This is a genomic window from uncultured Nocardioides sp. (genome assembly GCF_947488025.1).
In the GTDB taxonomy this organism is placed as follows: Bacteria; Actinomycetota; Actinomycetes; order Propionibacteriales; family Nocardioidaceae; genus Nocardioides.
This window is the reverse complement of sequence record NZ_CANKYS010000001.1, coordinates 561,907-586,811: the sequence shown is the minus strand read 5'-3', so window position 1 is coordinate 586,811 and position 24,905 is coordinate 561,907. Positions and strand designations below refer to the sequence as shown.

Below are 24,905 nucleotides of genomic sequence, written 5' to 3'. Positions count from 1 at the left end.
GCCAGCGCATTTCGGACGCCGTACGACGACATCCCGCCGCTGGGCCCGGGCCGCTGGTCGAGGAGGGACGAAGTCCCGTCACGAGACCCGTCACGAGGTCGTAGATCTCGACACGTCCCTCGCTGCCTCGTTCCTCGGCAGCGGGACTGCTCGATCCGCCTGGGCCACGCGCTGCACTCGTTCCTCGTGCACCGCTGCCCAGCGCGGCGCGCTGGACCTCTTCCCTTCGGTCAGAGGTCCAGCTTGTAACCCAGTCCGCGGACGGTCACGAGGTACTTCGGCTCGCCCGGGTCGGGCTCCAGCTTGGCGCGCAGCCGCTTGACGTGCACGTCGAGCGTCTTGGTGTCGCCGACGTAGTCCGAGCCCCAGACGCGGTCGATGAGCTGGCCCCGGGTGAGCACGCGCCCGGGGTTGCGCAGGAACATCTCGAGCAGCTCGAACTCCTTGAGCGGCAGCCGCTGCTCCGTGCCGTCGACCGTGACGACGTGGCGCTCGACGTCCATCCGCACCGGACCGGCCTCGAGCGTGTCGGGCATCAGCTCGGGCTCGTGGCCGCGACGCAGCACGGCACGGATGCGGGCCACCAGCTCGCGCGGGGAATAGGGCTTGGTGACGTAGTCGTCGGCGCCGAGCTCGAGGCCCACGACCTTGTCGACCTCGTCGTCCTTGGCGCTGACCATGATCACCGGGACCGAGGAGGTCTGGCGGATCTGCCGGCAGACCTCCGTGCCGGGGATCCCCGGGAGCATGAGGTCGAGCAGCACGATGTCGGGGCCGAAGCGGTCGAACTCGGTGAGGGCGGTGTTGCCGTCGGCGGCGATCGCCACCTCGTAGCCCTCCTTCCGGAGCATGTAGGCGAGGGCGTCGCTGTAGCTCTCTTCGTCCTCGACGACGAGTACGCGGGTCATGTCTTGGTCTCCTGCTGGGTCGTGCGCGAGGCGGGATCGGGATCGAGGTCGGGGTCCAGGTGCCGCGGGGCGACGACCTCGACCGGGGTGGTGGTGCGACCGGAGCCCTGACCGGGCTCCGAGTGGTGGGGGAGGGTGAGCGTGAAGGTCGAGCCCTGGCCCTGCACCGACCACACCGCGATGTCGCCGCCGTGGGTGGCGGCCACGTGCTTGACGATCGAGAGGCCGAGGCCGGTGCCGCCCGTCGAGCGGTGTCGCGCCGGGTCGACGCGGTAGAACCGCTCGAAGATGCGGTCGATGTCCTCGGCCGGGATGCCGATGCCCTGGTCGACGACCGAGATCTGCACCTGGGTCCCCACGGAGCGGGTCGTGACGACGACGCGCGAGCCCTCGTTGGAGTAGGCGACGGCGTTGGCGACGAGGTTGCTGATGGCCGCACCGATCTGCTCCTGCGAGCCGAAGACCTCCAGGCCGGGCTCGCCACGGGACTCCACGGTGATCAGCTTGGCGGCCGCCTCCATGGCGCTGGTGTCGACGGCGGTCGCGACCGCGGCGTCGAGGTCGACCATGACGGGCGTCTCCAGCGGGTCGTGGCCCTGCAGCCGCGACAGCTCGATGATCTGCTGGACCAGCTTGGAGAGCCGGTCGCTCTCGGTGAGCATCCGGCCGGCGAAGCGCTGGACGGCCTCGGGGTCGTCGGCGGCGTCGGTGACGGCCTCGGCGAGCAGCCGGATCGCGCCGACCGGGGTCTTGAGCTCGTGGCTCACGTTGGCCACGAAGTCGCGGCGCACCGCCTCCACGCGACGCTCGCGGGTGCGGTCCTCGACGAGGGCCAGCACCAGCCGGGCGCCGAGCGGGGCGACGCGGGCCGTGAACGTGCGGGTGAACCCGCCGTCGGGCGCGGGCATGTCGAGGTCGCTCTCGCGGATCTGTCCGTCGCGGCGGACCTGCGCGATCAGGTCGAGCAGCTCCGGCACCACGACGGTGTCGCCGCGCACCAGACCGAAGGCGTACGCCGGCGCCGACGCCTTGCGGACGTGGTCGGACTCGTCCACGACGACGGCGCTGGAGCGCAGGATGCTCAGGACGGCCGCGACACCCGCCTGGACGACGGGCTCCTCCGCCTCGGGGAGCGTGTGGCGCTGCCGGTCGCTGATGTGCCACGCGAGCACCGCACCGCCGACGACGATGGCCCCGACGAGCGCGGCCAGGGCAGCCTGCGTCGTCGGATCCACGTCCTCATCGTACGCATCGCGAGCGTGCGCCCTGACCGGATGGACACGGGGCACGGAGTGTTCACCCCTCGTTCATCGAGCACGCACATCTGTTCGCTTCGATTGCCTACAGTGCCCGACATGCGTGAGGCTTTCCATGACCAGCTCGACGGCATCTTCGCCGACCTGTCCGAGATCTGCGGACAGGTCGAGATCGCCGTACGCGAGGCCACCAAGGCGTTGATGACCGGCGACGTGCACACCGCCGAGCAGGTGATCGGCAACGACAAGGCGATCGACGCGGCCCGCGAGCGGGTCGACGACACCGCGTTCGCGCTGCTGTCGCTCCAGCAGCCCGTCGCCGGCGACCTGCGTGTCATCGTCTCGGCGCTGCGGATGGTCAGCGAGCTCGAGCGGATGGGCGATCTGTCGGTCCACGTCGCCAAGATCGCGCGCCTGCGGGTGCCGTCCGTCGCGGTCCCCGACGAGCTGCGGCCGACGATGGAGAAGATGGCCGCGACCGCCGAGGACATGGTCCGTCGGGTGCGTAGCATCATCATCGACCGTGACGTCGAGGCGGCCATCGAGCTCGGTCGCGACGACGAGGTGATGGACCAGCTTCGCCGCAAGAGCTTCACCGAGCTGCTGTCCAACGACTGGCAGCACGGCGTCGAGGCCGCCGTCGACATCGCCCTCCTCGGGCGCTACTACGAGCGCATCGCCGACCACGCCGTCTCGGTCGCCAACCGCGTCGTCTTCGTCGTCACCGGCGACATGCCCGCGCGCGACTGACGTACGCCCCTCTCACCCGCCGAGCGGTGCGTGGCGCAGGTTCCGGACGCCGAAGAGCTGCGTCATTCACCGCGATACGGAACGTGGCCGGTTTCGACGCGCCCGTCGCGGCTTCGTTCCTCAGCCGCGGGGCTTGCTCAATCTCGCTGACCCCACGTCCCGGGGCTCGTTCCTCGCCCCGGACTGGTCAGCGACCCTGGTTGGCGACGGCCGCGGCTGCGGCCGCGGCGGCCTCGGGGTCGAGGTACTCGCCGCCGGCGACGGTGGGACGCATGTCCTCGTCGAGGCGGTAGACCAGCGGCATGCCGGTGGGGATGTTGAGCCCCGCGATGTCCTCGTCGCTGATGCCGTCGAGGTGCTTGACCAGCGCGCGCAGGCTGTTGCCGTGGGCGGCCACCAGTACGGTCTTGCCGGCCTGGAGGTCCGGCACGATCTCGGCGTCCCAGTACGGCAGGAACCGGGCGATGACGTCCTTGAGGCACTCGGTGCGCGGCAGCTCGTCACCGAGGTCGGCGTAGCGCGGGTCGGAGGCCTGGGAGAACTCCGAGGAGTCGTCGAGCGGCGGCGGCGGGGTGTCGAAGGAGCGGCGCCAGAGCATGAACTGCTCCTCGCCGTACTGGTCGAGCGTCTGCTTCTTGTCCTTGCCCTGGAGCGCGCCGTAGTGACGCTCGTTGAGGCGCCAGGAGCGCTTCACCGGGATCCAGTGGCGGTCGGCGGCGTCGAGCGACAGGTGCGCGGTGGTGATGGCGCGGCGCTGCAGCGAGGTGTGCACGACGTCGGGGAGCAGGCCCGCCTCGACGAGGAGCTCGCCCCCTCGGACCGCCTCCGCGCGGCCCTTCTCCGTGAGGTCGACGTCGACCCACCCGGTGAAGAGGTTCTTGGCGTTCCACTCGCTCTCGCCGTGGCGGAGCAGGACGAGCGTGTGTGTCATGAGGCGTCCATGCCTTCCCAGTAGCCGGTGTCGTTCGCGACGACGGGGACGTTGAGCGAGATGCGCTCCCCGTTGCCGAAGTCGATGGCGAGGGGGACGAAGTCGCCGGCGGTGAACTCGCCGGTCAGGACGATGCCGGCGGGGGGGTCGGCCAGGTTGACCAGGCCGTCGGCCGGCACGGTGATGGGCTCGAACTCGGCGGCCTCGATGGTCGCACCATCGCTCCCGGGGACGCCGGAGATCCCGGTGAGCGACTGCTCCTCGGAGCCGTCGTTGTTGGACAGCGAGGCCACGAAGGTCCCGGACCCCTCGGCGCCGGAGACGACCACGGCGGAGAGGAGGTCGACGACGCCCTCGCGGTTGTTGGCGCCGCCGGCGGGGGTGTAGTCGCGCTCGGTGGCGTAGTCGAACCCGCAGGAGGTCAGCGGTGCGGCGAGCGCGATGACCGCGGCGGCGGTCGCGAGTGATCGGAGTCGCATGGCGGACAGCCTAGCGTCGGCTCAGGTCAGCCCGACGGTCCGCCCTGCGATCAGGATCGCGGCGACGACGAGCCCCGTCCACACGCCTGCGAGCAGGAGGAGGCGCGGCGTGCCGGTGCGCAGCGCCACGAGCATCGGGAAGGACTTCTCACCCTCCTCGTGGTCGTGCACGAGGCCCGGCAGCGCGAGCAGCACGTGGACGCCCAGTCCGAGGGCCGCCGCGAGGGCGACCAGCACGGGCGTCGGCGGTGTCGGGGCGCCGACCCCGCCCCAGCCGCCGTACGCCAGGAACGCGGGGTAGAGCGCGAAGCTCACCATCCAGGGCACGAACGACAGCGCCCGCGCACGGAGCAACCGGTCGCCGACCGCGGACACGACGAGGAGGGCGAGGTACGTCGCCCCGGCCCGGCGTCCGTTGGCCACCGCGAGGGGCACGACGAGCAGCACTGCGCAGGTGAGGGCGAACCAGACCGTCCCCGGGTCGAGACGACCTCCGGCGAGCGGCTTGCCGGGGCTCCGCCGCGCGTCGCGCTCCCGGTCGACGAGGTCGTCCGACCAGCCCAGCAGCGACTGCCCGACGAGCACCGTGGTGGCGACCAGGCCGACCTCGCGCAGCGGGCGCCCGGCGACGGCCGCGGCGGCACCCAGGACGGCCGCGGTGGCCAGGGCCTGGCGTGGGTGCGCTGCCCGGACGAGGAGCAGCGACGGAGTCGTCACGAGGGCCCGAGGCATGGGGCGCAGTATGGACCAGCAGTGGTCCGGCGGCGGGCGGACGGCGGTCCGGCGGCGGTCCGAGGGAGGGCGCGCACCACAGCACCACGCGATCTGTCAAGCCCGGACAGGGCCTCTGACCTGCGCAAACGCGTCAGGAGGTGTCCCGGAGCCGTGTTAGAATGTTCACCTAGGAAGGGGAACTGAACATATGACTTTCACCGTTGGCGAAACGGTCGTCTATCCCAATCACGGGGCCGCGGTCATCGAGGACATCGAGATGCGGACGATCAAGGGAGAGGACCGGCAGTACCTCGTCCTCAGGATCGTCGCACAGCAGGACCTGGTCGTGCGCGTCCCGGCCTGCAACCTCGATCTCGTCGGCGTCCGCGACGTCGTCGACAAGGAGGGCCTCGACCGCGTGTTCGACGTGCTGCGTGCGGCCCACGTCGAGGAGCCGACCAACTGGTCACGCCGCTACAAGGCCAACCTGGAGAAGCTGCACTCCGGTGACGTGATGAAGGTGTCCGAGGTCGTGCGCGACCTGTGGCGCCGCGAGCGTGACCGTGGCCTCTCCGCCGGCGAGAAGCGGATGCTGGCCAAGGCTCGCCAGATCCTGGTCTCCGAGCTCGCGCTCGCCGAGAAGACCAACGAGGACAAGGCCGAGGCCATGCTCGACGAGGTGCTCGCCTCCTGAGCGTGGACGACGCTGGTCGAGGCCCCTGGGACGACGTTCCCAGGGGCCTCGGTCTCGTTCTGGAGGAGGGCCGCGGAGCCCTGCCCTACACGCTCATCCACGGCGAGGCGCTGGTGGCCTGCGCCGCCTGGGCGCTCGGGGAGTCCGGCGTCGACCTCGCCGACGCGACGGTCTCCTGGGAGGGGCTCGTCGATTCGGGGGAGGACCTGGTCCTCCACGACGCGTTGTGCCCGATGACCCCGCCCGCCTTCCTTGCCGCGTGCCTCGAGCACGCCCGCGCGTCGGGCCGCCCCGTGGTGGGCACCCGCCCGGTCACCGACACCGTCAAGGTGGTGACCGGCGGCGACGCGGGGCAGCTGGTCGGGGAGACGCTCGACCGTGACGCCCTGGTCGCCGTCGCGTCCCCGCTCGTGCTTCCCGCCGCCGTCCTGGCCACGCTGCCGCAGCGGCCGTCGACCGACCTGGCCCGGGCCGTCGCCGACCTGGCCGCGGCAGGTCACGCGGTCGACACGATGGACGCACCCCCCGAGGGGCGGCGGGTGTCCTCGGCCGACGACGTACGCCTCCTCGACGCGCTCACGACCCGGTCGGGCTGAGCTCCTCCGCGAGCGCGACGTCCTCGGGGAAGGTGACCTTGAGGTTGAGCGGGCTGCCGGCGACGGCCGCGACCTCGACGTCGCGGTAGGCCGAGACGCACGCCGAGGTGTCGGTGCCCTCGAACCCCTCGGCCGAGGCGGCCCGGTAGGCCTCGAGCACGTCGGCGGCACGGAAGGCCTGCGGGGTCTGCACCCCGCCCACGTGCTCGGTGACGAGCGTGTGGTTCGCGCGCAGGAGCTGGGTCACCGGGACCACCGGGATGGCGCCGCCCACCTCGCGGGCGGTGGAGACCACGGCCTCCCACAGCGGACGCCCGGCGAGCGGCCGGGCCCCGTCGTGGACGACCACGACGTCGACCTCGCCCGCCTCGATGGCGGGGGCGAGGACCCGGAGGGCGGCCCACTCCGATGCGTGCCGGGTGGCGCCCCCGTCGACGACCAGCACCTCGCGGTCACCGAGGTGCGGGGCGACGGCGGCCTCGACGGCGGCCCGGTCCTCGGGGCGCACGACGAGCACGAGACGGCGTACGTCGGGCAGGGCGAGCGCGTCGCGCACCGACCACACGAGCACCGGGACCCCGCGCAGCGGGAGCAGCACCTTGTTGACCTCTGCCCCGACCCGGCTGCCGGAGCCGGCGGCGAGGATGACGACAGCGGTGGACACGCGCGGCCTCAGCGGGTGAGGAGCGCGGTGGCGATCGCCGCCACGCCCTCACCGCGGCCGGTCAGCCCGAGGCCGTCGGTGGTGGTGGCGGACAGGCTCACCGGCGCTCCGAGTGCAGAAGACAGGGCGGCGACGGCCTCGTCGCGGCGCGGGCCGAGGCGGGGGACATTGCCGATCACCTGCACGGCGACGTTGCCGATCTCCCAGCCCTCGGCCCGCACCCGGCGGGCGGTCTCCGCGAGCAGCGTCGCACCCGACGCGCCGGCCCACTCGGGCGCGGACGTGCCGAAGTTGCTGCCCAGGTCGCCGAGACCCGACGCGGAGAAGAGCGCGTCACACGCGGCGTGGGCGGCCACGTCGGCGTCGGAGTGGCCCTCGAGGCCGGCCGGCTCGTCGGGCCACGCCAGGCCGGCGACGTGCATGGGCACGCCTGCGACGAGCCGGTGCACGTCGGTGCCGATGCCGATCCGCGGGACGGGGAAGGGGGAGGTCACGTCGGCATCATGCCGGACGCCCCGTCACAATGGTCGCGTGACCGTTCGCCGTACTCCCTGGGTGCTCGCCGGAGTCGTGGCCGGTCTCGCGGGGCTGGCGACGAGCTATGCGACCGCGATGGTGCTCACCATCCGGGAGGCGCCGGTCGTGGCGGTGGCCGAGTCGGTCATCCGGCTCACCCCTGGCCCGGTGGCCGAACGGGCCATCTCCGTGCTGGGCCACTACGACAAGCCGTTCCTCGTCGGCGTCATCCTGCTCCTGCTGCTGGGCTGCTTCGCCCTGGCCGGCCTGCTGGGACGCGGCGGGTGGTACCGCCCGCTGCTCGTCTGGTTGCCCCTTGCCGGGCTGGGCCTGGCCGCGGTGCTGAGCCAGCGGGGCGCCGGTGCGGTCGACGCGCTGCCGGTCGCCGTCGGGCTGCTCACCTGGGTGACGCTGCATTCCGCCCTCACCGACGCCCTGCACCGGGGCCGGGGCCGGCCCGACCTGGCCTCGCGCGAGCGACGGGTGTTCCTCATGGTCGCCGGGGCGGTGTCGGTGGCCGCCGTCGGCATCGCGGTCGCCGGCCGGCTGGTCGGCGCAGGTCGCCGCCACGTCGAGGTCAGCCGCCGGCTGCTGCGCATCCCGGGCGTGACCCGGCGCCAGCCACCGGCCGGCACCGCGATCGGGCTGGCCGGGATCACCCCGTGGCAGACGCCGGCCGACGACTTCTACCTGATCGACACGACCATCGCGAAGCCGACCATCGAGCCGGACGAGTGGTCCCTGCGCATCCACGGGATGGTCGACCGGGAGCTCACCCTGAGCTACTCCGACCTCGTCGCGCGCCAGATGACGGAGTCGTGGATCACGCTCAGCTGCGTGAGCAACGAGGTCGGCGGCGAACTCGTGGGCAACGCCCGCTGGAGCGGCATCCGCCTCGCCGACCTGCTGGCCGGGCTGGGCGTCGACGCCGAGGCCGACTGCGTGCTCCAGACCTCCCACGACGGCTGGACCTGCGCGACCCCCCTCGAGGCCCTGACCGACGATCGCGACGCGATGCTCGCCGTCGCGATGAACGGCTATCCGCTGCCCATCGAGCACGGCTTCCCGGTGCGCACGATCGTGCCCGGTCTCTACGGCTACGTGTCGGCCACCAAGTGGGTCGTCGACCTCGAGGTCAGCACCTTCGCCCGCTCGACCGGCTACTGGACGACGAGGGGCTGGTCGGCGGAGGGGCCGGTCAAGGTCGCGTCGCGCATCGACGTCCCGCGCGGGGGTGCCGAGGTGCCGGCCGGGGCCGTGACGTTCGGCGGCGTGGCCTGGCACCAGCACACCGGCATCGACTCCGTCGAGGTGCAGGTCGACGGCGGCGCGTGGACCCGCGCCGAGCTCGGCGGCGTCCCGTCGGTGGACACGTGGGTGCAGTGGTCGGTGACGATCGACGTGCCCGAGGGGGACCACGAGGTCCGGGTCCGGGCGACCGGCAAGGACGGCGAGACCCAGACCAGCGTCGTACGCTCCCCGGACCCCGACGGGGCCACGGGCTGGCACGCGGTGGAGTTCAGCGCCGGCTGAGCAGCTCCCCGGTGTCAGCCGTTGCGGACGACGTACGCCGTCCCGCCGGAGGCGGCGATCCAGATCCGCTCGAACTGGGCACGGTCGTAGACGCGGCGCACGTCGGCGTTGGTGGCGCCGGCGGGGTCGTTGACCACGACGTCGCCGTCGGACTCGAAGCCGACGACGACCAGCACGTGGCCGTTGCTGGCCGAGATCGGGGCTCCGGTGAGCTGGTTGCGCCCGAAGGCGATCGAGACGATCAGCGGCACCCCGGCGGCGATGAAGTCCTCGGCCTCGCGCAGGTCGCGCATCCGGGTGACGTAGGAGTCGCCCCCGACCAGCGTGGCGGCGTAGGCGGTGTTGAAGGCCCAGTTGCCGGTGCCGCGGTAGCCGTGGTCGTAGACCATCTTGGCGGTGTGGTCCACGACGGCGTCGGCGTGCCCGGCCGTGATGCCGGTGGGGGTCGGGGAGATGCCGTGGTAGGCGAGCACCATCGCCAGCGACGTGGGTGAGCACCACGCCTCGCCGCCGCCGCCCCAGGTGGGGTAGTGGCCGCTGTGGACCATCTGGGAGTACGTCGGCACGGGCAGGACGGTGCCGGCCGCCGGGCCGGGCTGCGAGGTCGGCCGCGCCGCGGTCGCGTCCGCCGAGGCGACCGCGCCGACGCGCTCGAGGCTGACCGCCTTGCTCGAGCCCTTCGGCCGCATGAGGGTGACGCGCAGCTGGTACGCCGTCACGGCGGAGGTGGCGAACCAGGTGTCGGCGCTGACCCGGCCGAGGTCGTCGGCCTGGCCGGAGTAGGTCCGGCGGGGCACGGGGCGGTTGGTGCGCGCCCAGTCGGCCACGGTGTCCCACGTGCCGGTGCGACCGCTGGCGTCCTGCGCCCGCAGCTCGACGCGCACGAGGGTGCGGCCCGGGACGGTGGCCTCCCACGACGGGATGATCGCGGTCGCCCCGAAGCCCGGGGAGGCCCACGGAGAGGTCCAGGTGCCGGCCTCGTAGGACTTGCCGGCGACGGTGCGGGGCCTGGCCTTCAGGAGGGAGACCTGTCCGCGCCCGAGCTTGAGTCCCTTGCGCTGGCCGGCCTTGAGGTCGCGGTAGCTGCTCCACGACGCGAGCTCGACCTGCGGCGTCGCACGCGTGCGCGCCGAGGGCTCGCCGTCGACGGCACCGGCCGGAGGGGCGAAGGAGCTGGCCAGCAGCAGGGGAAGGGCGAGGACCGCGACACGTCGGAGCACCGGTCGACGATAACCCGGAAAGTCCCACACGTCTCAGGAGTCACATCTCCCGCGGAGGCGGGGCGCCCCGCGAAGCCGGCGGATCGCCTCCGTCGCCCTAGACTTGCCCGGTGACCCTGAGGCTCCACGACACCGCGACGCGCGAGACCCGCGACTTCGTCCCGCTCACCCCGGGCCGGGCGGGCATCTACGTGTGCGGGCTGACCGTGCAGTCCGAGCCGCACGTGGGCCACGTGCGCTCCGCGGTGAATTTCGACGTGCTCCGCCGCTGGCTCGCCGCCACCGGCCACGAGGTCGACTTCATCCGCAACGTCACCGACATCGACGACAAGATCCTCGCCAAGTCCGCCGAGCAGGGCGTCCACTGGTACGCCCTCGCCTCCGCGATGAAGCGCGAGCTCGACGCCGCCCTGGCCGCGATCAACGTGCTGCCGCCGACCTACGAGCCGGGTGCGACCGGCCACGTCCCGGAGATCGTCGAGCTGATCGAGCAGCTGATCGCCCGCGGTCACGCCTACGCCGCCGAGGACGGCAGCGGTGACGTCTACTTCGACGTGCGCAGCTGGTCGGCCTACGGCGAGCTGACCCGCCAGCGCGTGGAGGACATGGAGCCCGCCGGCGACGCCGACCCGCGCGGCAAGCGCGACCCCCGCGACTTCGCCCTGTGGAAGGGACAGAAGTTGGGCATCGAGCCGGAGACGGCATCGTGGCCGTCGCCGTGGGGTCGAGGAAGGCCCGGCTGGCACATCGAGTGCTCGGCGATGGCCGGCAAGTACCTCGGCCCGGCCTTCGACATCCACGGCGGCGGCGTCGACCTGCGCTTCCCCCACCACGAGAACGAGCAGGCCCAGTCGCGTGCCGCGGGCCGCCCGTTCGCGTCGTACTGGCTGCACAACGCCTGGATCACCACCGCCGGCGAGAAGATGAGCAAGTCGCTGGGCAACTCGATGCTCATCCCGTCGGTGCTCGAGCGGGTGCGCGGCATCGAGCTGCGCTACTACATCGTCGCGGCCCACTACCGCTCGCACGTCGAGTTCAGCTTCGAGGCGCTCGAGGAGTCGGCCAAGGCGTTCCGGCGCATCGAGGACTTCCTCGACCGCGCCGCCCCGGTCGTCGGCACGTGGTTCGCCTCGGTGCCCGACGCGTTCCGTGAGGCGATGGACGACGACCTCGGCACGCCCGCCGCGGTCGCCGTCATCCACGACTCGGTCCGCGAGGGCAACCGGCTGCTGGCCGACGGGTCGTCGGAGGCGCTGGGCCAGAAGTTCGGCGAGGTGATCGCGATGCTCGACGTCCTCGGGCTCAACCCCGCCGACCCCGCCTGGGCGGCCGGGCGGACCGACGACCGGCTGACCGAGGTCGTCGACGCGTTGGTGAAGGGCCTGCTCGAGGAGAGGACGGCGGCACGCGAGGCCAAGGACTGGACCCGCGCCGACGCCATCCGCGACCAGATCAAGGCGGCCGGTGTCGAGGTGGAGGACACCCCGACCGGCCCGAAGTGGAGTGTGTGACATGGCTGGGATTTCGAGACGGGCCCTGGGGGCCCTCCTCAATCATCGAGAGGGGGCACTTCGTGGCCGGTAATTCGCAGCGCAAGGGCGCGATCAAGAAGACCGGCAAGGGCAACCCCACTGCCGGCTCGGGCGGGCGCGTGCGCCGGGGGCTCGAGGGCCGGGGGCCCACGCCCAAGGCCAAGGACCGGCCCTACCACCAGGCCCACAAGGCGGCCAAGCGCGCCGAGCGCGACAAGACCACCCGCCCCAAGCGGCGTACGACCGCGGACGCCGAGTGGGCGGCCGGTCGCAACTCCGTCGTCGAGCTGCTGCAGGCCGGCGTGCCGGTCGCGGGGGTCTACGTCGCCGAGGGCACCGAGCGCGACGGCCGGATGCGCGAGGCGTTCAAGCTGGCCGCCGAGCAGGGCCTGACCCTGCTCGAGGTGACTCGCAACGAGATGGACCGGATGACCGGCGGGGCCGTCCACCAGGGGCTCGCGGCCCGGCTGCCGGCCTACGAGTACGCCCACGCCGACGACCTGCTCGACCGGGCGGCCGAGGCCAAGGAGCCGGTGCTGGTCGTCGCCCTCGACTCGGTCACCGACCCGCGCAACCTCGGCGCGGTCGTCCGCTCCGCGGCGGGCTTCGGTGCCCACGGCGTACTGATCCCGGAGCGCCGCGCAGCCGGCATGACCGCGTCGGCATGGAAGACCAGTGCGGGTGCCGCCGCCCGCCTCCCGATCGCCCAGACGGTCAACCTGACCCGGCAGCTGAAGGCCTACCAGGAGGCGGGCTGCATGGTCGTCGGCCTGGCAGCCGACGGTGACATCTCGCTCCCCGAGCTGGTCGCACCCGGTGGCCTGGCCGAGGGACCGCTCGTCGTGGTCGTCGGGTCCGAGGGCAAGGGGCTGGGCCGTCTGGTCGCCGAGACCTGCGACCAGATCGTGTCGATCCCGATGGCCGGCCAGCTGGAGTCGCTCAACGCCGGCGTCGCCGCCTCGGTCGCCCTCTACGCCATCTCGCAGGCGCGCGCCTGACGATGAGCTGTACCCCACGGCCTTCTTCTCCGCCGCTTCGCTCCCCCGAACAAGGCCGCAGGGACCCCGAGTGACATCCACCCCACGGCGGCTCCTCGTCGGCGCGGTCCTGCTCGCCGGCAGCGTGGCGCTGGGGCTGGTCGTCGCGGTGTCGCTGTTCCTCAACAGCAGCCGGACCGTCGTGCTGGTCGGCCACGACACCGTCGTACGCCCCACGCTGGCGCGCGACGCCGTCGTGGAGACCGGGCCGCTGCTGCCCGACCTCCGCTTCCGCGACGTCGGTCCGCTCGGGGTGACGCTGACGCTCGGCAAGACCGAGGTCGGCTCGATCGAGGAGCTGGTCCAGCGCTACGCACTGATCGCCGGCGACCCGACCGCTCCGATCGACAAGGTGCAGGGCGTCGTCCTCGACATGGCCCTGTCGGCCGCGCTGCGCGGCCTCGCGGTCGGGCTGCTGCCGGTCGTGGTCTTCCTGCTCCTGGGGCGCCACCGCCGCGGCGAGCTGTTCCGGGGGCTCGGGACGCGGCAGGGCCTCCTCGCGCTCGTCCTGCTGCTGGTGCTCCCCCTGCTGGTGTGGCAACCGTGGGAGAGCGACGAGGAGACCCAGGAGGCCCAGGGCAGCTGGCAGCCGCTTGAGGAGCTGGTCGGTCCCGACGTCGCGCTCCCGGAGGAGGCGCAAGCCATCGAGGTGCGCACCGGCCCGGTCACCACGCAGAGCAAGCGACTCGTGCTGAGCGCCCTGGACACCTATGACAAGAGCAAGGAGTTCTACTCCACGGCAGCCGAGGAGGCCGCCGACCTGCCCGAGCTGGGGCTGCGGGTCGCCGAGGAGGGCGAGACCGTGGCCCTGCTGGTCAGCGACCGGCACGACAACATCGGCATGGACCGGGTGGCGCGGGCCATCGGCGAGGCCGCCGGCGCGAGCGTCGTGCTCGACGCGGGCGACGACACGTCGACCGGCCAGCCCTGGGAGGCCTTCAGCCTCGACTCGCTGCAGGCGGCGTTCGAGGACTGGGAGCGCTTCGGCGTCGCCGGCAACCACGACCACGGAGACTTCGTCAGCACCTATCTCGCCGACCTCGGGTGGACCATGCTCGACGGGGAGGTGGTCGACGCCCCGTGGGGTGGCACCCTCCTGGGCGTCGACGACCCCCGCAGCAGCGGGCTCGGCAATTGGCGCGACGAGTCGGGGCTGAGCTTCGCCGAGGTGGAGGACCGGCTCGCGGACGCCGCCTGCGAGGCCGCCGACGACGGCGAGCGGGTGAGCACGATGCTGGTCCACGACGCCAACCTCGGTCGCGAGGCGCTCACCCGGGGATGCGTGGACCTCGTGGTCGGCGGGCACACCCACGTCCAGAACGGCCCCGACCCGGTCGTGGGCGACGACGGTGCCATCGGCTACCGATGGACCACCGGCACGACCGGCGGAGCGGCGTACGCCATCGCGCTGGGCAGCAAGCCGCGGCGCGACGCCGAGGTCAGCCTGATCACCTACGCCGACGGACGCCCGGTCGGGCTGCAGTGGGTGCGGCTGCGCACCAACGGAACGTGGCAGGTCGGCGAGTGGGCCCCGATCACTCCTGCCCCGGTCACTCCTGACCCGTGATGGCCTCGTCGGGCTTGGCCGTGAGGAAGCGGTCGATGTAGTCGCGGGCGGTCGCGTGGATGTCGACCTCGTGGCCGGCCTGCTCGGACAGGTACCAGCGGTGCTCGAGGATCTCGTGGAAGACCTCGGCCGGCTCGAGCTTGCCGGTGGCGTCGGGCGGGATCATCGCCATGATCGGCTCGAAGATCTGGTGCACCCAGCGACTGGCCACGACGTGGCGGTCCTCGCGCCCGAGGTCGTAGTGGGCGGTGAAGGACGCGATGTCGTTGAGGATCCGGCGCGCCTGGTTGTCCTCGACGGTCATGCCGGTGAGGTCGCGCAGCTCGCGGGTGTGGTGGCCGAGGTCCACCACCTTGGGCTGGATGCGGATCGTGTCGCCGCCGAGGTCGGTGATGATGTCGAGCTCGTCGACGTCGAAGCCGAGGTCGTTGAGCCGTTCGACGCGACGCTCGATGCGCCACATCTCGTCGGCGCCGAACTCCTCGAGGTCGGTCAGCTCGCGCCACAGCGCCTCGTAGCGCGAGCGCAGGTGCTCGATGATCGCGAAGCCGTCGATGGGGCGCTGCACCGCGCCGCTCGCGCTGAGGTCCATCAGCTCGGCGAAGATGTTCTCGCACCCGACCGTGATGTCGTAGTCCCGCAACCGGTCGCCCACAGCCTCGTGCAGCTCCCCGGTCTCGGCGTCCACGAGGTAGGCCGCGAGCGCGCCGGCGTCGCGCCGGAAGAGCACGTTGGACAGCGACACGTCGCCCCAGTAGAAGCCGGCGAGGTGCAGCCGGACCAGCAGCACGACGATGGCGTCGATGAGCGTCGGCACGTGCTCGGCGTCCATCCCGCGGCTGAACAGGCTGCGGTAGGGCAGCGAGAACCGGAGGTGGTGGGTGATCAGGGCCGCGGGCAGGTCCTCGCCGGCGCGGCTCTCGCGCCCGGTGACGACGCCCTGCGGCACGACCGACGGCATCCCCATGCGCTGGAGGTCGCGCAGCATCCGGTACTCCCGGAAGGCGATGTCGTCGTTGGTCTCCTTGACGGCGTAGACGCTGCTGCCCAGCCGCACGATGCGCACGATGTGGCGCGAGAGGCCGCGGGGCAGTGGTACGACGACGTCGTCGGGCCACTCCTCCAGCGGCAGGTGCCAGGGCAGGCGCAGGATGGCCGGGTCCGGCCGGCTGGCAACGATCCGCATGGCCATGGGCGCACGCTACTCGCTCACCGGGTGCCGAGCTCCCAGATGTCGAGCCGCGGTCCCGAGGTCGCCGCGACCTCGACGCCGTCGGGGCGGGGGGACAGGTCGGCGCCGCCCGGCTCGGAGCCGAAGAGGTGGCGGCCCGCCGTGCCGGTGAGCGTGAAGGCGCTTCCGGCCGCGCGGCGGGCGACGACCAGCACGGTCTGGGTGGGGTGCTCGCGCAGGTAGGCGATGGTGTCGGCGTCGACGTGCGCCCAGCGGAGCCCGCCCCGGCGCAGCGCCGGGTGCTCGCGCCGCAGCCGGGCCAGGTCGGCGTACGTCGTGAGCGTCTGCACGTCCCACTCCTCGCGGCGGTGCCACGGCATCGGGCGGCGGGCGTCCTCGCCGTTGACGCCCTCAAGCCCGATCTCGTCGCCGGCGAAGATCATCGGCACGCCCGGCATCGTGAACTGCAGGCCCGCCGCGACCCGGTGGACGGCGGCGTCGCCACCGACGAGCGTGCGGATGCGGGCCGAGTCGTGGGAGCCGAGGATGTTCCAGCTCGACGCGGTGGCACGCCAGCCGAGCGCGCCCTGCCAGGCCCGGAACGTGTCGACGACGGCCACGCCACCGCGGCGGGGGACCGGCACGGGGCGGCCGAAGGGACGCGCGGGTGAGGCCGGGTCGCGCAGCCACGACCAGACCGGCCAGGAGAAGCCGGAGTAGTTCATCGTGCCGTGCCAGCCGTCGCCGTCGACGTCACCGGTGGCGTCGTGGTTGTGCTCGCCGATCACCCACGGGTCCTCGTGCAGGGCGGCCGCGGTGGCGCGCACGGTGCGGGCGACCTCGTGGGCGACGTCGATGGCGCCGAGGCGGCCGGTCATGTTGGCCACGTCGATGCGCCACCCGTCGACGTCGTAGGGCGCCTGCAGCCAGCGGCCGACGACGGAGTCGGGGCCGTCGACCATCGCGTGGCGGACGTCGAGGTTGGCGTGGTTGATCTTCGGCAGCGTGCCGTGGCCCATCCAGTTGGCGTAGGTGCCGTCGTCGTCGAAGTAGTAGAACGAGCGGTGCGGGTCGCGGGGGTCGTCGACCGCGGAGAGGAACCACTCGTGGGTGTCACCCGTGTGGTTGGTGGTGAGGTCGCCGAGGATCCGCCAGCCCCGCTCGTGGACGGCGGCGCTCAGCCGGGCGTACGCCTCGCTGCCGCCGAGCAGCGGGTCGACCTCCGTGAAGGTCGTGGCGTTGTAACGGTGGTTGCTCTCGCCGGGGAAGACCGGCGTCGTGTAGACGATGTCGGCGCCGACCGCGGCGACGTGGTCGAGGTGCTCGGTGACGCCGTCGAGGTCACCGCCGTAGAGCTGCATGGGCGTGCGCGGGTCGCTGCCCTCGAAGACCACCTCGTCGTCCCACTCGGCCGGCAGCGCCCAGTCGGGCACCTCGCGCTCGTCGGCCGCGGCGGAGCGGGCGAAGCGGTCGGGGAAGACCTGGTAGACGACGCCGTCGCGCCCCCAGTCGGGCGCGGGCGGGTGGGCGGCGACCCGGAAGTCGGTGGCGTCGGGGAGGTCGTGGCCCACCAGCCCGGCGCCGGTCAGCCACTCCTGCTCGCCCTCCCCGTCGGCGCGGGTCCGGACGAGGAGGAAGCGGTAGTGCGTCACCGGGTTGTGCACCGGCAGCTCGCCCTCCCACCAGACGACGTCGCCGGTGGTGGTGGAGGTCATCGGGTGGAAGACCGGCTCGGCGTCGTACGTCGTGCGCAGCCAGACCGCGTCGACCGGGTCGTCGGCGCTGGTGCGGACCCGGACGATCACGGTCGCGCCGAGCTCAGGTGCCTCGTCGGAGACGTAGAGCGGGGACCCGTCGTGGTGGGGGTCGTCGAGGAGGCTCACGGGCCCCATCCTTCCTCACCTAGGATGGCCGCCGCGCCCTCGGGCGCACGCCGCGTTAGCTCAGGGGTAGAGCACCAATCTTGTAAATTGGGTTGCGAGAGTTCGAATCTCTCACGCGGCTCCACCAACCCAGGCAGTTCGGGTCCGTTGCGCCCGGGCGGAGCGCGACGGCGTACGTCGTCACTGCCAACTGCCTACGTTGCGCAGGTCAGCGCACCTGGGTGACCTCGAACTCGCACGCGGGGGAGGCGATCGCGTCCTGGGCGGCGACGAGGCGCAGCTCGCGCTCGCCGGAGTCGAGCGTCTCCTTCAGCACGGCGAAGACCGACGAGGCCGTGCGGGCGAGCGCCTCGGCGGGGGAGCCGGTCGTGTGCAGGTGGGCGGTGAACAGCGCGGCCGTGATGTCGCCCGACCCGTTGGCCTTCATCGGCAGGCGGGGGGTGGTGACCAGCCAGGCGCCGTCGGCGGTGACGGCCAGCATCTCGATGACGCCTTCGTCGGCCCCCTCGCGGTCGACCGACGTGACCAGCACGGTCGACGGACCGAGGGCGCGCACCTCGTCCACCGCCGCCAGGATGTCCTCGAGCGACGACGGGCCGCTCAGGGCGTCGCGGTCGGTGATGAAGCCGAGCTCGAACTGGTTGGGCGTCAGCACGTCGGCGACGGGGATCACCGTCGAGCGGTACTTCGGCGGGATCGCCGGGTTGACGAAGCACCCCGAGGTCGCGTTGCCCATCACCGGGTCGCAGGTGTAGGTCGCGTCGGGATTGGCCGCCTTGACCTGCGCGACCGCGTCCGCGATGACGTCGGCGATCTCCGGCGAGCCCTGGTAGCCCGACAGGATCGCGTCACACGTCTCGAAGGCGCCCCGCTCGCCGATGCCGGTGATCACCTCGGCGACGTCCGCGGCCGCGATCAGCGGCCCGCGCCACGCGCCGTATCCGGTGTGGTTGGAGAAGTTCACCGTCAGCACCGGCCACACCTCGTGACCGAGGCGCTGCAGGGGGAAGACGGCCGCGGAGTTGCCGACGTGGCCGTAGGCGACGTGGGACTGGATCGAGAGGACGCGCACGGACCGACCTTAGGCCACCTGCAGCGAGCGCTTCGAGAGCCCCATCCAGTAGCCCTCGATGACCTGGATCCCCGGCTCGTCGGCGGTCATCGCCGCGCCCAGGGTCACGAACAGCGGCGTGTAGTGCTCGACGGTCGGGTGGGCGTACGGCATGCCGGGCGCCTTGGACCGGTAGGCCGACAACGTGTCGACGTCACCGCGGGCGAGGGCGTCGGCGGCCCAGAGGTCGAAGTCCACCGACCAGCCCGGGGCGGCGGCCTCGATGTGGAACTCCTCGAGGAAGGGCAGGCCGTGGGTGAGGAAGCCGGAGCCGATGATCAGCACGCCCTCCTCGCGCAGGGGGCGCAGTCGCTCGCCCAGCTTCATCAGGCGCTGCGGGTCGTCGGTCGGGAGCGACATCTGCAGCACCGGGATGTCGGCCTCGGGGTACATGATCTTCAGCGGTACCCAGGCGCCGTGGTCGAGGCCGCGCGAGACGTGCTGGTGCACCGGCTCGCCGCTGGGCATCATCGCCGCGACGCGCTGGGCCAGCGCCGTGGCGTCTGGCGTCTCGTAGGTCATTCGGTAGTACTTCGGCGCGAACCCGCCGAAGTCGTAGACCAGCGGGGCGCCGCTGGCCGACAGGCTCACCGGCGCCGACTCCCAGTGCGCCGACACGATGAGGATCGCCTTCGGGCGAGGCAGGTCCTTCGCCCAGGCCGCCAGCTGGCCGGACCAGATCGGGTCGTCGAGCAGCGGCGGGGCACCGTGGCCGATGTACAGGGCGGGCATGGGAGTGGTCATGACGTCCTCAATAGTTGTTGCTTCAACTATATTCCCGCGGTGGTCCGGTGGCAAGAGGTGGCAGGACGATGGACTACCGCGCGGGCACGTCGTCGTACGCCGGAAGCGTCCAGTCGACCGGCCCGGCACCCTGGTCCTCCAGCAACCGGTTGACGGTGCTGAAGGGCCGGGACCCGAAGAACCCGCGCCGCGCGCTGAGTGGCGAGGGGTGCGCCGACTCGACGCACGGCACCTCGCCGAGCAGCGGCTTGAGCTTCTGGGCGTGCCGGCCCCACAGGATCGCCGCGCAGGGACCGCCGCGGTCGGCGAGTGCGGTGATCGCCTGCTCGGTGACCGCCTCCCAGCCCTTGCCCTGGTGGCTGTTGGAGTCGCCCGGGCGCACCGTCAGGGTGCGGTTGAGCAGCATCACGCCCTGGTCGGCCCACGCCGACAGGTCGCCGTGCCGCGGCGGGACGATGCCGAGGTCGTCGCGGAGCTCGACGTAGATGTTGACCAGGCTCGGCGGCAGCGGCCACACGTGCCGCTCGACGGCGAAGCTCAGCCCGATCGGGTGTGCGGGGTTGGGGTAGGGGTCCTGCCCCACGACCAGGACGCGTACGTCGGCGAGCGGGCGCTGGAACGCCCGCATCACGAGGTCGCCCGCCGGCTGGTAGCTGCGCCCGGCGGCCACCTCCTCGCGCAGGAACCGGCCCATCGCCTCGATCCGGTCGTCGACGGGGGCCAGTGCCTCGGTCCAGTCGGGGGCCACCAGCCCCTTGTCGACCAGTCCGGCGAGCGCGCTCATCGGGCGTCCTTGCGGACGGGCCGCTGCAGGCGGTCGAGGAAGGCGACGAGCAGCGCCTCGCGCATGCGTGGTGACGCGACGTCGAGCATGGCGTTGACCTCCGCCATCCGGCTCGGCAGCTCGAGGTCGCCGTCGTCCGACGCAGCCACGAGCCCCGACGCGGCGAGCAGGCCGTCGAAGTCGTCGTCACCGAGCGTCGCCGGGTCGAGCGCCTCGATGAAGGCCACGACACCGGCGTCCACCTCGACCGGGCCGGCCGCCTGCGCCGCCGCCACAGCCTCCGACAGTGCCGAGGCGAAGTCCTCGACGTGCGCCAGCGTCCCGGCGCTCACCGACAGGTGGATGCTCGGGCCGTCGTCACCGAAGGACAGCTGCGCCTGGACGTACCACCCGCGCGCCACCAGCTCGTCGGTCAGCGTGAACGGGTCGCACGAGGCGTCGGTCGCCAACGTCACCAGGGTCGAGTCGGGTGGCACCACGAGCCGCAGCGCCGGCTCGCGCGAGATGCTCGCCACGATCGCGTCGACCGCCGTGAGGGCGCGGTCGGCGAGCTCGAGGTAGCCGGCGTCGCCGACGTGCTCGACGACGGCCCAGGTGCCGGCGACGGGACCGCCGGAGCGGGTCGACTGCGTCGTGGCGTTGAGCATCGTGTAGCCCGGCCACGCCGCCGAGGCGAAGAACTGCGGCTTGCGCAGCGCCGCGTCACGGTGCAGCAGCAGGGAGGTGCCCTTCGGCGCATAGGCGTACTTGTGGGTGTCGACGGAGATCGAGGTGACGCCGTCGACGGCGAACGTCCACGGCGGCACCGTCCGCCCCAGCCGGGCGGCGTACGGCAGCACCCACCCGCCGATGCACGCGTCGACGTGGCAGCGCACCCCGCGCGCGGCGGCCGCCGCGGCGATCCCCGTCACCGGGTCCACGACCCCGTGGGCGTACGACGGCGCGCTGGCGACGACCAGCACGGTGTCGTCGTCGATCGTCGCGGTCATCGCTGCGACGTCGGCCCGGAAGTCCGGGCCCACCGGCACCAGGACCGCCTCGACGCCGAAGTAGTGCGCCGCCTTGTGGAACGCGGCGTGGGCCGTCGCCGGCAGCACCATCCGGGGTCGTACGACGTCGGGCCGGCTGTCGCGCGCACCCTGGACCGCCAGCAGGATCGACTCCGTGCCGCCCGATGTCACCGTCCCGACCGCGGAGGCCGGCGCGTCGAGCAGCCCGCACGCGAAGCCGACCAGCTCGTTCTCCATCTGCAGCAGCGAGGGGAACGCCGTCGGGTCGAGCGCGTTGGAGGCGGCGTAGGCGGCCACCGCCTCGCGGGCGACGCGGTCCACCTCGGGGTCGCCGGAGTCGTAGACGTAGGCCAGCGTGCGGCCCCCGTGCACCGGCAGGTCCCGGGCCTGGAGGGCAGCGAGCCTCTGCATCGTGTCGGTCACTGGACGGTTCCTTCCACGGCCGCCACGTCGGCGGGATCGAGGGCGTACTGGCGCAGCCACCACAGGCTCGCCACGATCAGGACAGCCGGCACGACGGAGAACCCCAGCGCGATCGCCGTCAGCGCCGAGTCGGGCTGGGTGATGTCGCGCCCCTCGCTCGACAGGTAGCCGCCCAGCGCGAGCACCAGGGCGAAGACCGCCGGACCCACGGCCAGGCCGAGCGTCTCGCCGGCGGTCCAGACCCCGGTGTAGACGCCGGCCCGGTTCTCTCCGGTCACGGCGGCGTCGACCGCGGCGACGTCCGGCAGCATGGCCATCGGGAAGACCTGGCAGCCGGCGTAGCCCACACCGACGAGTCCGGTCGCGACGAAGGTCCAGACGTCGTTGCCGCCGCGCGCCAGCACGGCGAGGGCGGCCCCCGCGGCGAGCACCAGCGACGCGGCGACGTACCCCTGCTTCTTGCCGACGCGCGCGCCCCAGCGCGCCCACAGCGGGGTCAGCACCAGTGCCGGGCCGACGAAGCAGACGAACAGGATCGTGGCAGCAGTCGCGCTCCCCAGCAGGTCCTCGGCGACGTAGGCGACGCCGGCCAGCATGCAGCCGGTCGCGAGCGCCTGCAGGACGAAGGTGGTCAGCAGCACCCGGAAGTCGCGGGCCTGCGAGACGACGCGCAGCTGCTCACCCAACGACCCCGCGCCCGCACCCACGGCGCCGATCGGCGCACGCCGGGTGCCCCACCAGGCGCCCAGCACGCCCACCAGGATGACCACCGACATCACGACGCCCATCACGCGGTAGCCGTCGCGCCCGCCCACCGCGTCGCGGATCAGCGGCGCGGTCGCTCCGGCCGCCATGATGGTGAGCGCGAGGATCGCGACGCGCCACGTCATCAACCGCGTGCGCTCGTCGTACGACGAGGTGATCTCGGCCGGCATCGCGACGTAGGGCACCTGGAAGAACGCGTACGCCGACGCTGCGAGCACGAAGAAGACGAGCACCCAGCCTGCCTCGAGCCAGCGGCTGTCGAGGTCGGGCGCCGCGAAGATCAGCGCGAAGGCGCCGGCCAGCATCAGCCCGGCCCGCACCAGCCACGGCCGCCGGGGGCCGGCGGGGTCGACGGTGCGGTCGCTGACCCGCCCGGCGACCGGGTTGAGCACCACGTCCCAGGCCTTCGGCAGGAAGACGATGACGCCGGCCCACAGCGCGGCGATGCCGAGCTCGTCGGTGAGGTACGGCAGCAGCATCAGGCCCGGGACTGTGCCGAATGCGCCGGTGGCCACCGACCCGCTGCCGTAGCCGATGCGGACGCCGAGCGGCAGGCGTGTGGCGTCGACCGCCGTCCTCACCGTCCACCCAGCGCGCGCGAGCTCGCCGACCCGTAGCGACGCGAGGGGTTCGACCCGATCGACCCGGCCGAGGCCTCAGCGGCGGCGGCCGCCTTCGCCGCGCCCTTCTTCGCCGCCCCCTTCTTCTTCGCGCCCTTCTTCGAGGCCGGCTTCTTCGAAGCCGTCCGCTTCGTCGGCAGCGGGTCGCCCGACCACTCGTCCACCCACTCGTCGATGGCGGTCCAGGTCGTCCCGCGGGCGGCCCGGCCGGTCAGCATCCCGAGGTGGCCGCCGGGCACGACCTCGAAGCGCACCTGCGGCGAGCCGGTCAGCAGCGGCACCACGGCGCGTACGGCCGGGAGCGGCGCGATGCCGTCGGTGTTCCCTGCGAACACCAGGGTCGGCACCGAGATCCCGGCGAGGTCGACGGTCCGGTCGCCGATCTCCATGCGGCCCGTCGCGAGGGCGTTGCCCCGGACGAAGCGGTGGTAGAGCTGCCCGAAGGTGCGGCCCGGGTAGGCCGTCATGTTGGACATGAAGCGGGTGACGGCCTCCATCTGGGCGAGGTAGTCGGTGTCGTCGAGGTGCGTCAGGATCGCGATCGGCTTCGTGAGCACCTTCTGGGCCGAGGCGGCCGTGAAGGCCCAGTTGACGAGCGGGGTCGGTACGCCGCCCAGTGCACGGTAGGCGCGCGTGACCACCCCCGTGCCCTGCGTCAGGTTCAGGAGCGGGCGCACCGGCGCGACCAGCGGCACCTTCGTCACGTCGACCGGCGACCCGACCACCGTGATCGAGGCGATCGGCAGGTCCTGCCGGTCGGCGGCGACGAGGAGGGTGAAGATCCCACCGAGGCTCCAGCCGACGAGGTGCACCCCGCGCCCGCCTGCGTGCTCGTGGACGCTGCGGATGGCCTCGGGCAGCACCTCGTCGACCCAGTGCTCCATGCCCAGCGCCCGGTTCTTGAAGGAGACCTGGCCGTACTCGAGCAGGTAGGTCGGACGCCCCTGCGTCACCAGGTGCTCGACGAGGGAGCAGTCGCGGCGCAGGTCGTAGCAGAGCGCGGGAGCCGCCAGGGGAGTGACGAGCAGGATCGGGTCACCGGTCTCGGCGACGCCGGCGGCGGGGCGGTAGTGGTAGACCTCGCGCAGCTCGCCGTCGTCGATGAGCGTGCGGGGCATCGGCCGCAGGTCGGCCAGCCCGCCGTAGAGCAGCGTGTGCGCGACGTTGCCGGCCGCGGCGACCACCTGGTCGGGCTTGGGGATGAGGTCCATGGATGAAATCTACGTGGCGGAAATCCACGTGGAAGAAAAATCCTGGGCGGGTGCATCCAGTGGCGGGGTCGGGCCGGAGAAGAGGGTGACGGGCGCCAACCGGCGCCCCCGACGGAAGGATCCCCCATGAAGCGTCGCGTTCCCGCCATCCTCGCCGCCTCGGCCCTCGCCCTGGGTGCGGTGCAGGCCACGGCCCCCGCCGCGAGCGCCAAGGCCGCACCAGGTGAGGACGCCCTCGCCGGCGTGCTTGTCTCCGACGGCAACAAGTTCGACAGCAACAAGAACGACTTCGACATCGTGACCGAGGCGGTCCTGGCCGTGGCCAAGGCCAAGCCGGGCTCCCCGGTGACCGTGCTCGCCGACGGTTCGAAGCGGCTCACCGCCTTCGCGCCCACCGACCAGGCGTTCCGTCTGCTGGCCGAGGACCTGACCGGCAAGACGATCAAGAGCGAGAAGAAGCTCTTCACGGCGCTCGTGGACCTCGCGGGTGTCGACACGATCGAGACGATCCTGCTCTACCACGTCGTGCCGGGGAAGACGCTCACCAGCAACAAGGTGCTCAAGTCCGACGGGGCCAAGCTGACCACGGCCCAGGGCGGCAAGATCAAGGTCGACGTCAAGATGAAGCCCAGCGTGAAGATCACGCTCAAGGACCGCGACAAGAACGACCGCGACCCGAAGGTCATCCTGAAGGCGCTCGACCTCAACAAGGGGAACAAGCAGATCGCGCACGGCATCGACCGGGTGCTCCGTCCGATCGACCTCTGAGTGACGGCCTGACCGACG

At 72.4% G+C, this 24,905-nt stretch carries 24 protein-coding genes and 1 tRNA gene; 9 read left to right on the top strand and 16 right to left on the bottom strand.

Going from position 1 to position 24,905, the window contains the following annotated elements:
- Window positions 1–230 precede the first annotated feature (230 nt).
- Together Q1B24_RS02730 and Q1B24_RS02725 are read right to left on the bottom strand one after the other, a co-directional pair.
- Complete coding sequence (locus Q1B24_RS02730) at window positions 231–908, bottom strand: response regulator transcription factor (protein WP_254180847.1); 678 nt, start codon at window positions 906–908, stop codon at window positions 231–233.
- A complete protein-coding gene (locus Q1B24_RS02725) occupies window positions 905–2,143 on the bottom strand; it encodes an ATP-binding protein (protein ID WP_299922956.1) in 1,239 nt (412 codons plus the stop codon). The genes Q1B24_RS02730 and Q1B24_RS02725 overlap by 4 nt, the downstream gene beginning before the upstream one ends.
- Before the next feature lie 120 nt (window positions 2,144–2,263).
- On the opposite strand from Q1B24_RS02725, the gene phoU reads away from it, so the two are divergent.
- The gene (gene phoU / locus Q1B24_RS02720; protein ID WP_299922954.1) at window positions 2,264–2,914 is read left to right on the top strand and encodes a phosphate signaling complex protein PhoU; all 651 of its coding nucleotides are present in this window, start codon (window positions 2,264–2,266) and stop codon (window positions 2,912–2,914) included.
- 187 nt (window positions 2,915–3,101) lie between these two features.
- Here phoU and Q1B24_RS02715 read toward each other — a convergent pair whose 3' ends face one another.
- Genes Q1B24_RS02715 through Q1B24_RS02705 form a run of 3 tightly spaced genes read right to left on the bottom strand, consistent with a single transcriptional unit; the run spans window position 3,102 to window position 5,056 of the window.
- Complete coding sequence (locus Q1B24_RS02715) at window positions 3,102–3,845, bottom strand: phosphoglyceromutase (RefSeq protein ID WP_299922952.1); 744 nt, start codon at window positions 3,843–3,845, stop codon at window positions 3,102–3,104.
- Entirely contained in the window at window positions 3,842–4,324 is a 483-nt protein-coding gene (locus tag Q1B24_RS02710) for a hypothetical protein (protein WP_299922950.1), read from the bottom strand. The genes Q1B24_RS02715 and Q1B24_RS02710 overlap by 4 nt, the downstream gene beginning before the upstream one ends.
- A gap of 21 nt (window positions 4,325–4,345) precedes the next feature.
- Window positions 4,346–5,056: a UbiA family prenyltransferase gene (locus tag Q1B24_RS02705; RefSeq protein ID WP_299922948.1), complete on the bottom strand. Its 711-nt coding sequence runs from the start codon at window positions 5,054–5,056 to the stop codon at window positions 4,346–4,348.
- Between the two features lie 190 nt (window positions 5,057–5,246).
- Here Q1B24_RS02705 and Q1B24_RS02700 point away from each other — a divergent pair, with 190 nt between their 5' ends.
- Together Q1B24_RS02700 and Q1B24_RS02695 are read left to right on the top strand one after the other, a co-directional pair.
- Window positions 5,247–5,732 carry a CarD family transcriptional regulator gene (locus Q1B24_RS02700; RefSeq protein ID WP_056602200.1) on the top strand — a complete coding sequence of 162 codons (486 nt, stop codon included), beginning with the start codon at window positions 5,247–5,249 and terminating at the stop codon, window positions 5,730–5,732.
- Between the two features lie 2 nt (window positions 5,733–5,734).
- Window positions 5,735–6,328, top strand: a complete 594-nt coding sequence (locus tag Q1B24_RS02695; protein ID WP_299922942.1) for a 2-C-methyl-D-erythritol 4-phosphate cytidylyltransferase — start codon at window positions 5,735–5,737, stop codon at window positions 6,326–6,328.
- Here the strand turns inward: Q1B24_RS02695 and Q1B24_RS02690 are convergent.
- Together Q1B24_RS02690 and ispF are read right to left on the bottom strand one after the other, a co-directional pair.
- Window positions 6,309–6,992: an IspD/TarI family cytidylyltransferase gene (locus Q1B24_RS02690; RefSeq protein ID WP_299922940.1), complete on the bottom strand. Its 684-nt coding sequence runs from the start codon at window positions 6,990–6,992 to the stop codon at window positions 6,309–6,311. The two genes, Q1B24_RS02695 and Q1B24_RS02690, sit on opposite strands and share 20 nt — an antisense overlap.
- A gap of 8 nt (window positions 6,993–7,000) precedes the next feature.
- The gene (gene ispF / locus Q1B24_RS02685) at window positions 7,001–7,486 is read right to left on the bottom strand and encodes a 2-C-methyl-D-erythritol 2,4-cyclodiphosphate synthase (protein WP_299922938.1); all 486 of its coding nucleotides are present in this window, start codon (window positions 7,484–7,486) and stop codon (window positions 7,001–7,003) included.
- Between the two features lie 37 nt (window positions 7,487–7,523).
- Here ispF and Q1B24_RS02680 point away from each other — a divergent pair, with 37 nt between their 5' ends.
- Complete coding sequence (locus Q1B24_RS02680) at window positions 7,524–9,041, top strand: molybdopterin-dependent oxidoreductase (protein WP_299922935.1); 1,518 nt, start codon at window positions 7,524–7,526, stop codon at window positions 9,039–9,041.
- 14 nt (window positions 9,042–9,055) lie between these two features.
- Here the strand turns inward: Q1B24_RS02680 and Q1B24_RS02675 are convergent, their stop codons facing one another.
- Window positions 9,056–10,261 carry a peptidase C39 family protein gene (locus tag Q1B24_RS02675; RefSeq protein ID WP_299922933.1) on the bottom strand — a complete coding sequence of 402 codons (1,206 nt, stop codon included), beginning with the start codon at window positions 10,259–10,261 and terminating at the stop codon, window positions 9,056–9,058.
- Between the two features lie 110 nt (window positions 10,262–10,371).
- On the opposite strand from Q1B24_RS02675, the gene cysS reads away from it, so the two are divergent.
- From cysS to Q1B24_RS02660, 3 genes are all read left to right on the top strand, one after another.
- The gene (gene cysS, locus Q1B24_RS02670) at window positions 10,372–11,772 is read left to right on the top strand and encodes a cysteine--tRNA ligase (RefSeq protein ID WP_299922931.1); all 1,401 of its coding nucleotides are present in this window, start codon (window positions 10,372–10,374) and stop codon (window positions 11,770–11,772) included.
- Between the two features lie 62 nt (window positions 11,773–11,834).
- Complete coding sequence (gene rlmB / locus Q1B24_RS02665) at window positions 11,835–12,791, top strand: 23S rRNA (guanosine(2251)-2'-O)-methyltransferase RlmB (RefSeq protein ID WP_299922929.1); 957 nt, start codon at window positions 11,835–11,837, stop codon at window positions 12,789–12,791.
- A gap of 70 nt (window positions 12,792–12,861) precedes the next feature.
- The gene (locus Q1B24_RS02660; protein ID WP_299922927.1) at window positions 12,862–14,397 is read left to right on the top strand and encodes a metallophosphoesterase; all 1,536 of its coding nucleotides are present in this window, start codon (window positions 12,862–12,864) and stop codon (window positions 14,395–14,397) included.
- On the opposite strand, the gene Q1B24_RS02655 is transcribed toward Q1B24_RS02660, so the two are convergent.
- Window positions 14,381–15,589: a DUF4032 domain-containing protein gene (locus tag Q1B24_RS02655; RefSeq protein ID WP_299922925.1), complete on the bottom strand. Its 1,209-nt coding sequence runs from the start codon at window positions 15,587–15,589 to the stop codon at window positions 14,381–14,383. The two genes, Q1B24_RS02660 and Q1B24_RS02655, sit on opposite strands and share 17 nt — an antisense overlap.
- Before the next feature lie 17 nt (window positions 15,590–15,606).
- Entirely contained in the window at window positions 15,607–17,451 is a 1,845-nt protein-coding gene (locus tag Q1B24_RS02650) for a glycoside hydrolase family 13 protein (protein ID WP_299922923.1), read from the bottom strand.
- Window positions 17,452–17,500: 49 nt separating this feature from the next.
- On the opposite strand from Q1B24_RS02650, the gene Q1B24_RS02645 reads away from it, so the two are divergent.
- Window positions 17,501–17,575, top strand: a tRNA-Thr gene (locus Q1B24_RS02645).
- 84 nt (window positions 17,576–17,659) lie between these two features.
- Here Q1B24_RS02645 and pdxY read toward each other — a convergent pair.
- From pdxY to Q1B24_RS02615, 6 genes are all read right to left on the bottom strand, one after another.
- On the bottom strand, window positions 17,660–18,523 hold the full coding sequence (gene pdxY, locus Q1B24_RS02640) for a pyridoxal kinase PdxY (RefSeq protein ID WP_299922921.1): 864 nt from the start codon (window positions 18,521–18,523) through the stop codon (window positions 17,660–17,662).
- Window positions 18,524–18,532: 9 nt separating this feature from the next.
- Entirely contained in the window at window positions 18,533–19,306 is a 774-nt protein-coding gene (locus tag Q1B24_RS02635; protein ID WP_299922919.1) for a class III extradiol ring-cleavage dioxygenase, read from the bottom strand.
- A 73-nt stretch (window positions 19,307–19,379) separates the two neighbouring features.
- Window positions 19,380–20,090 carry a uracil-DNA glycosylase gene (locus Q1B24_RS02630; protein WP_299922917.1) on the bottom strand — a complete coding sequence of 237 codons (711 nt, stop codon included), beginning with the start codon at window positions 20,088–20,090 and terminating at the stop codon, window positions 19,380–19,382.
- Window positions 20,087–21,523, bottom strand: coding sequence for an aminotransferase class V-fold PLP-dependent enzyme (locus Q1B24_RS02625; RefSeq protein ID WP_299922915.1), 1,437 nt, complete (start codon window positions 21,521–21,523; stop codon window positions 20,087–20,089). Before Q1B24_RS02625 ends, Q1B24_RS02630 begins: the two co-directional genes overlap by 4 nt.
- Window positions 21,520–22,869, bottom strand: a complete 1,350-nt coding sequence (locus tag Q1B24_RS02620) for an MFS transporter (RefSeq protein ID WP_299922913.1) — start codon at window positions 22,867–22,869, stop codon at window positions 21,520–21,522. Before Q1B24_RS02620 ends, Q1B24_RS02625 begins: the two co-directional genes overlap by 4 nt.
- Entirely contained in the window at window positions 22,866–24,119 is a 1,254-nt protein-coding gene (locus Q1B24_RS02615; protein WP_299922911.1) for an alpha/beta fold hydrolase, read from the bottom strand. The genes Q1B24_RS02620 and Q1B24_RS02615 overlap by 4 nt, the downstream gene beginning before the upstream one ends.
- Window positions 24,120–24,245: 126 nt before the next feature.
- Here Q1B24_RS02615 and Q1B24_RS02610 point away from each other — a divergent pair, with 126 nt between their 5' ends.
- Entirely contained in the window at window positions 24,246–24,887 is a 642-nt protein-coding gene (locus Q1B24_RS02610; protein WP_299922909.1) for a fasciclin domain-containing protein, read from the top strand.
- The last annotated feature ends 18 nt before the right edge of the window (window positions 24,888–24,905 follow it).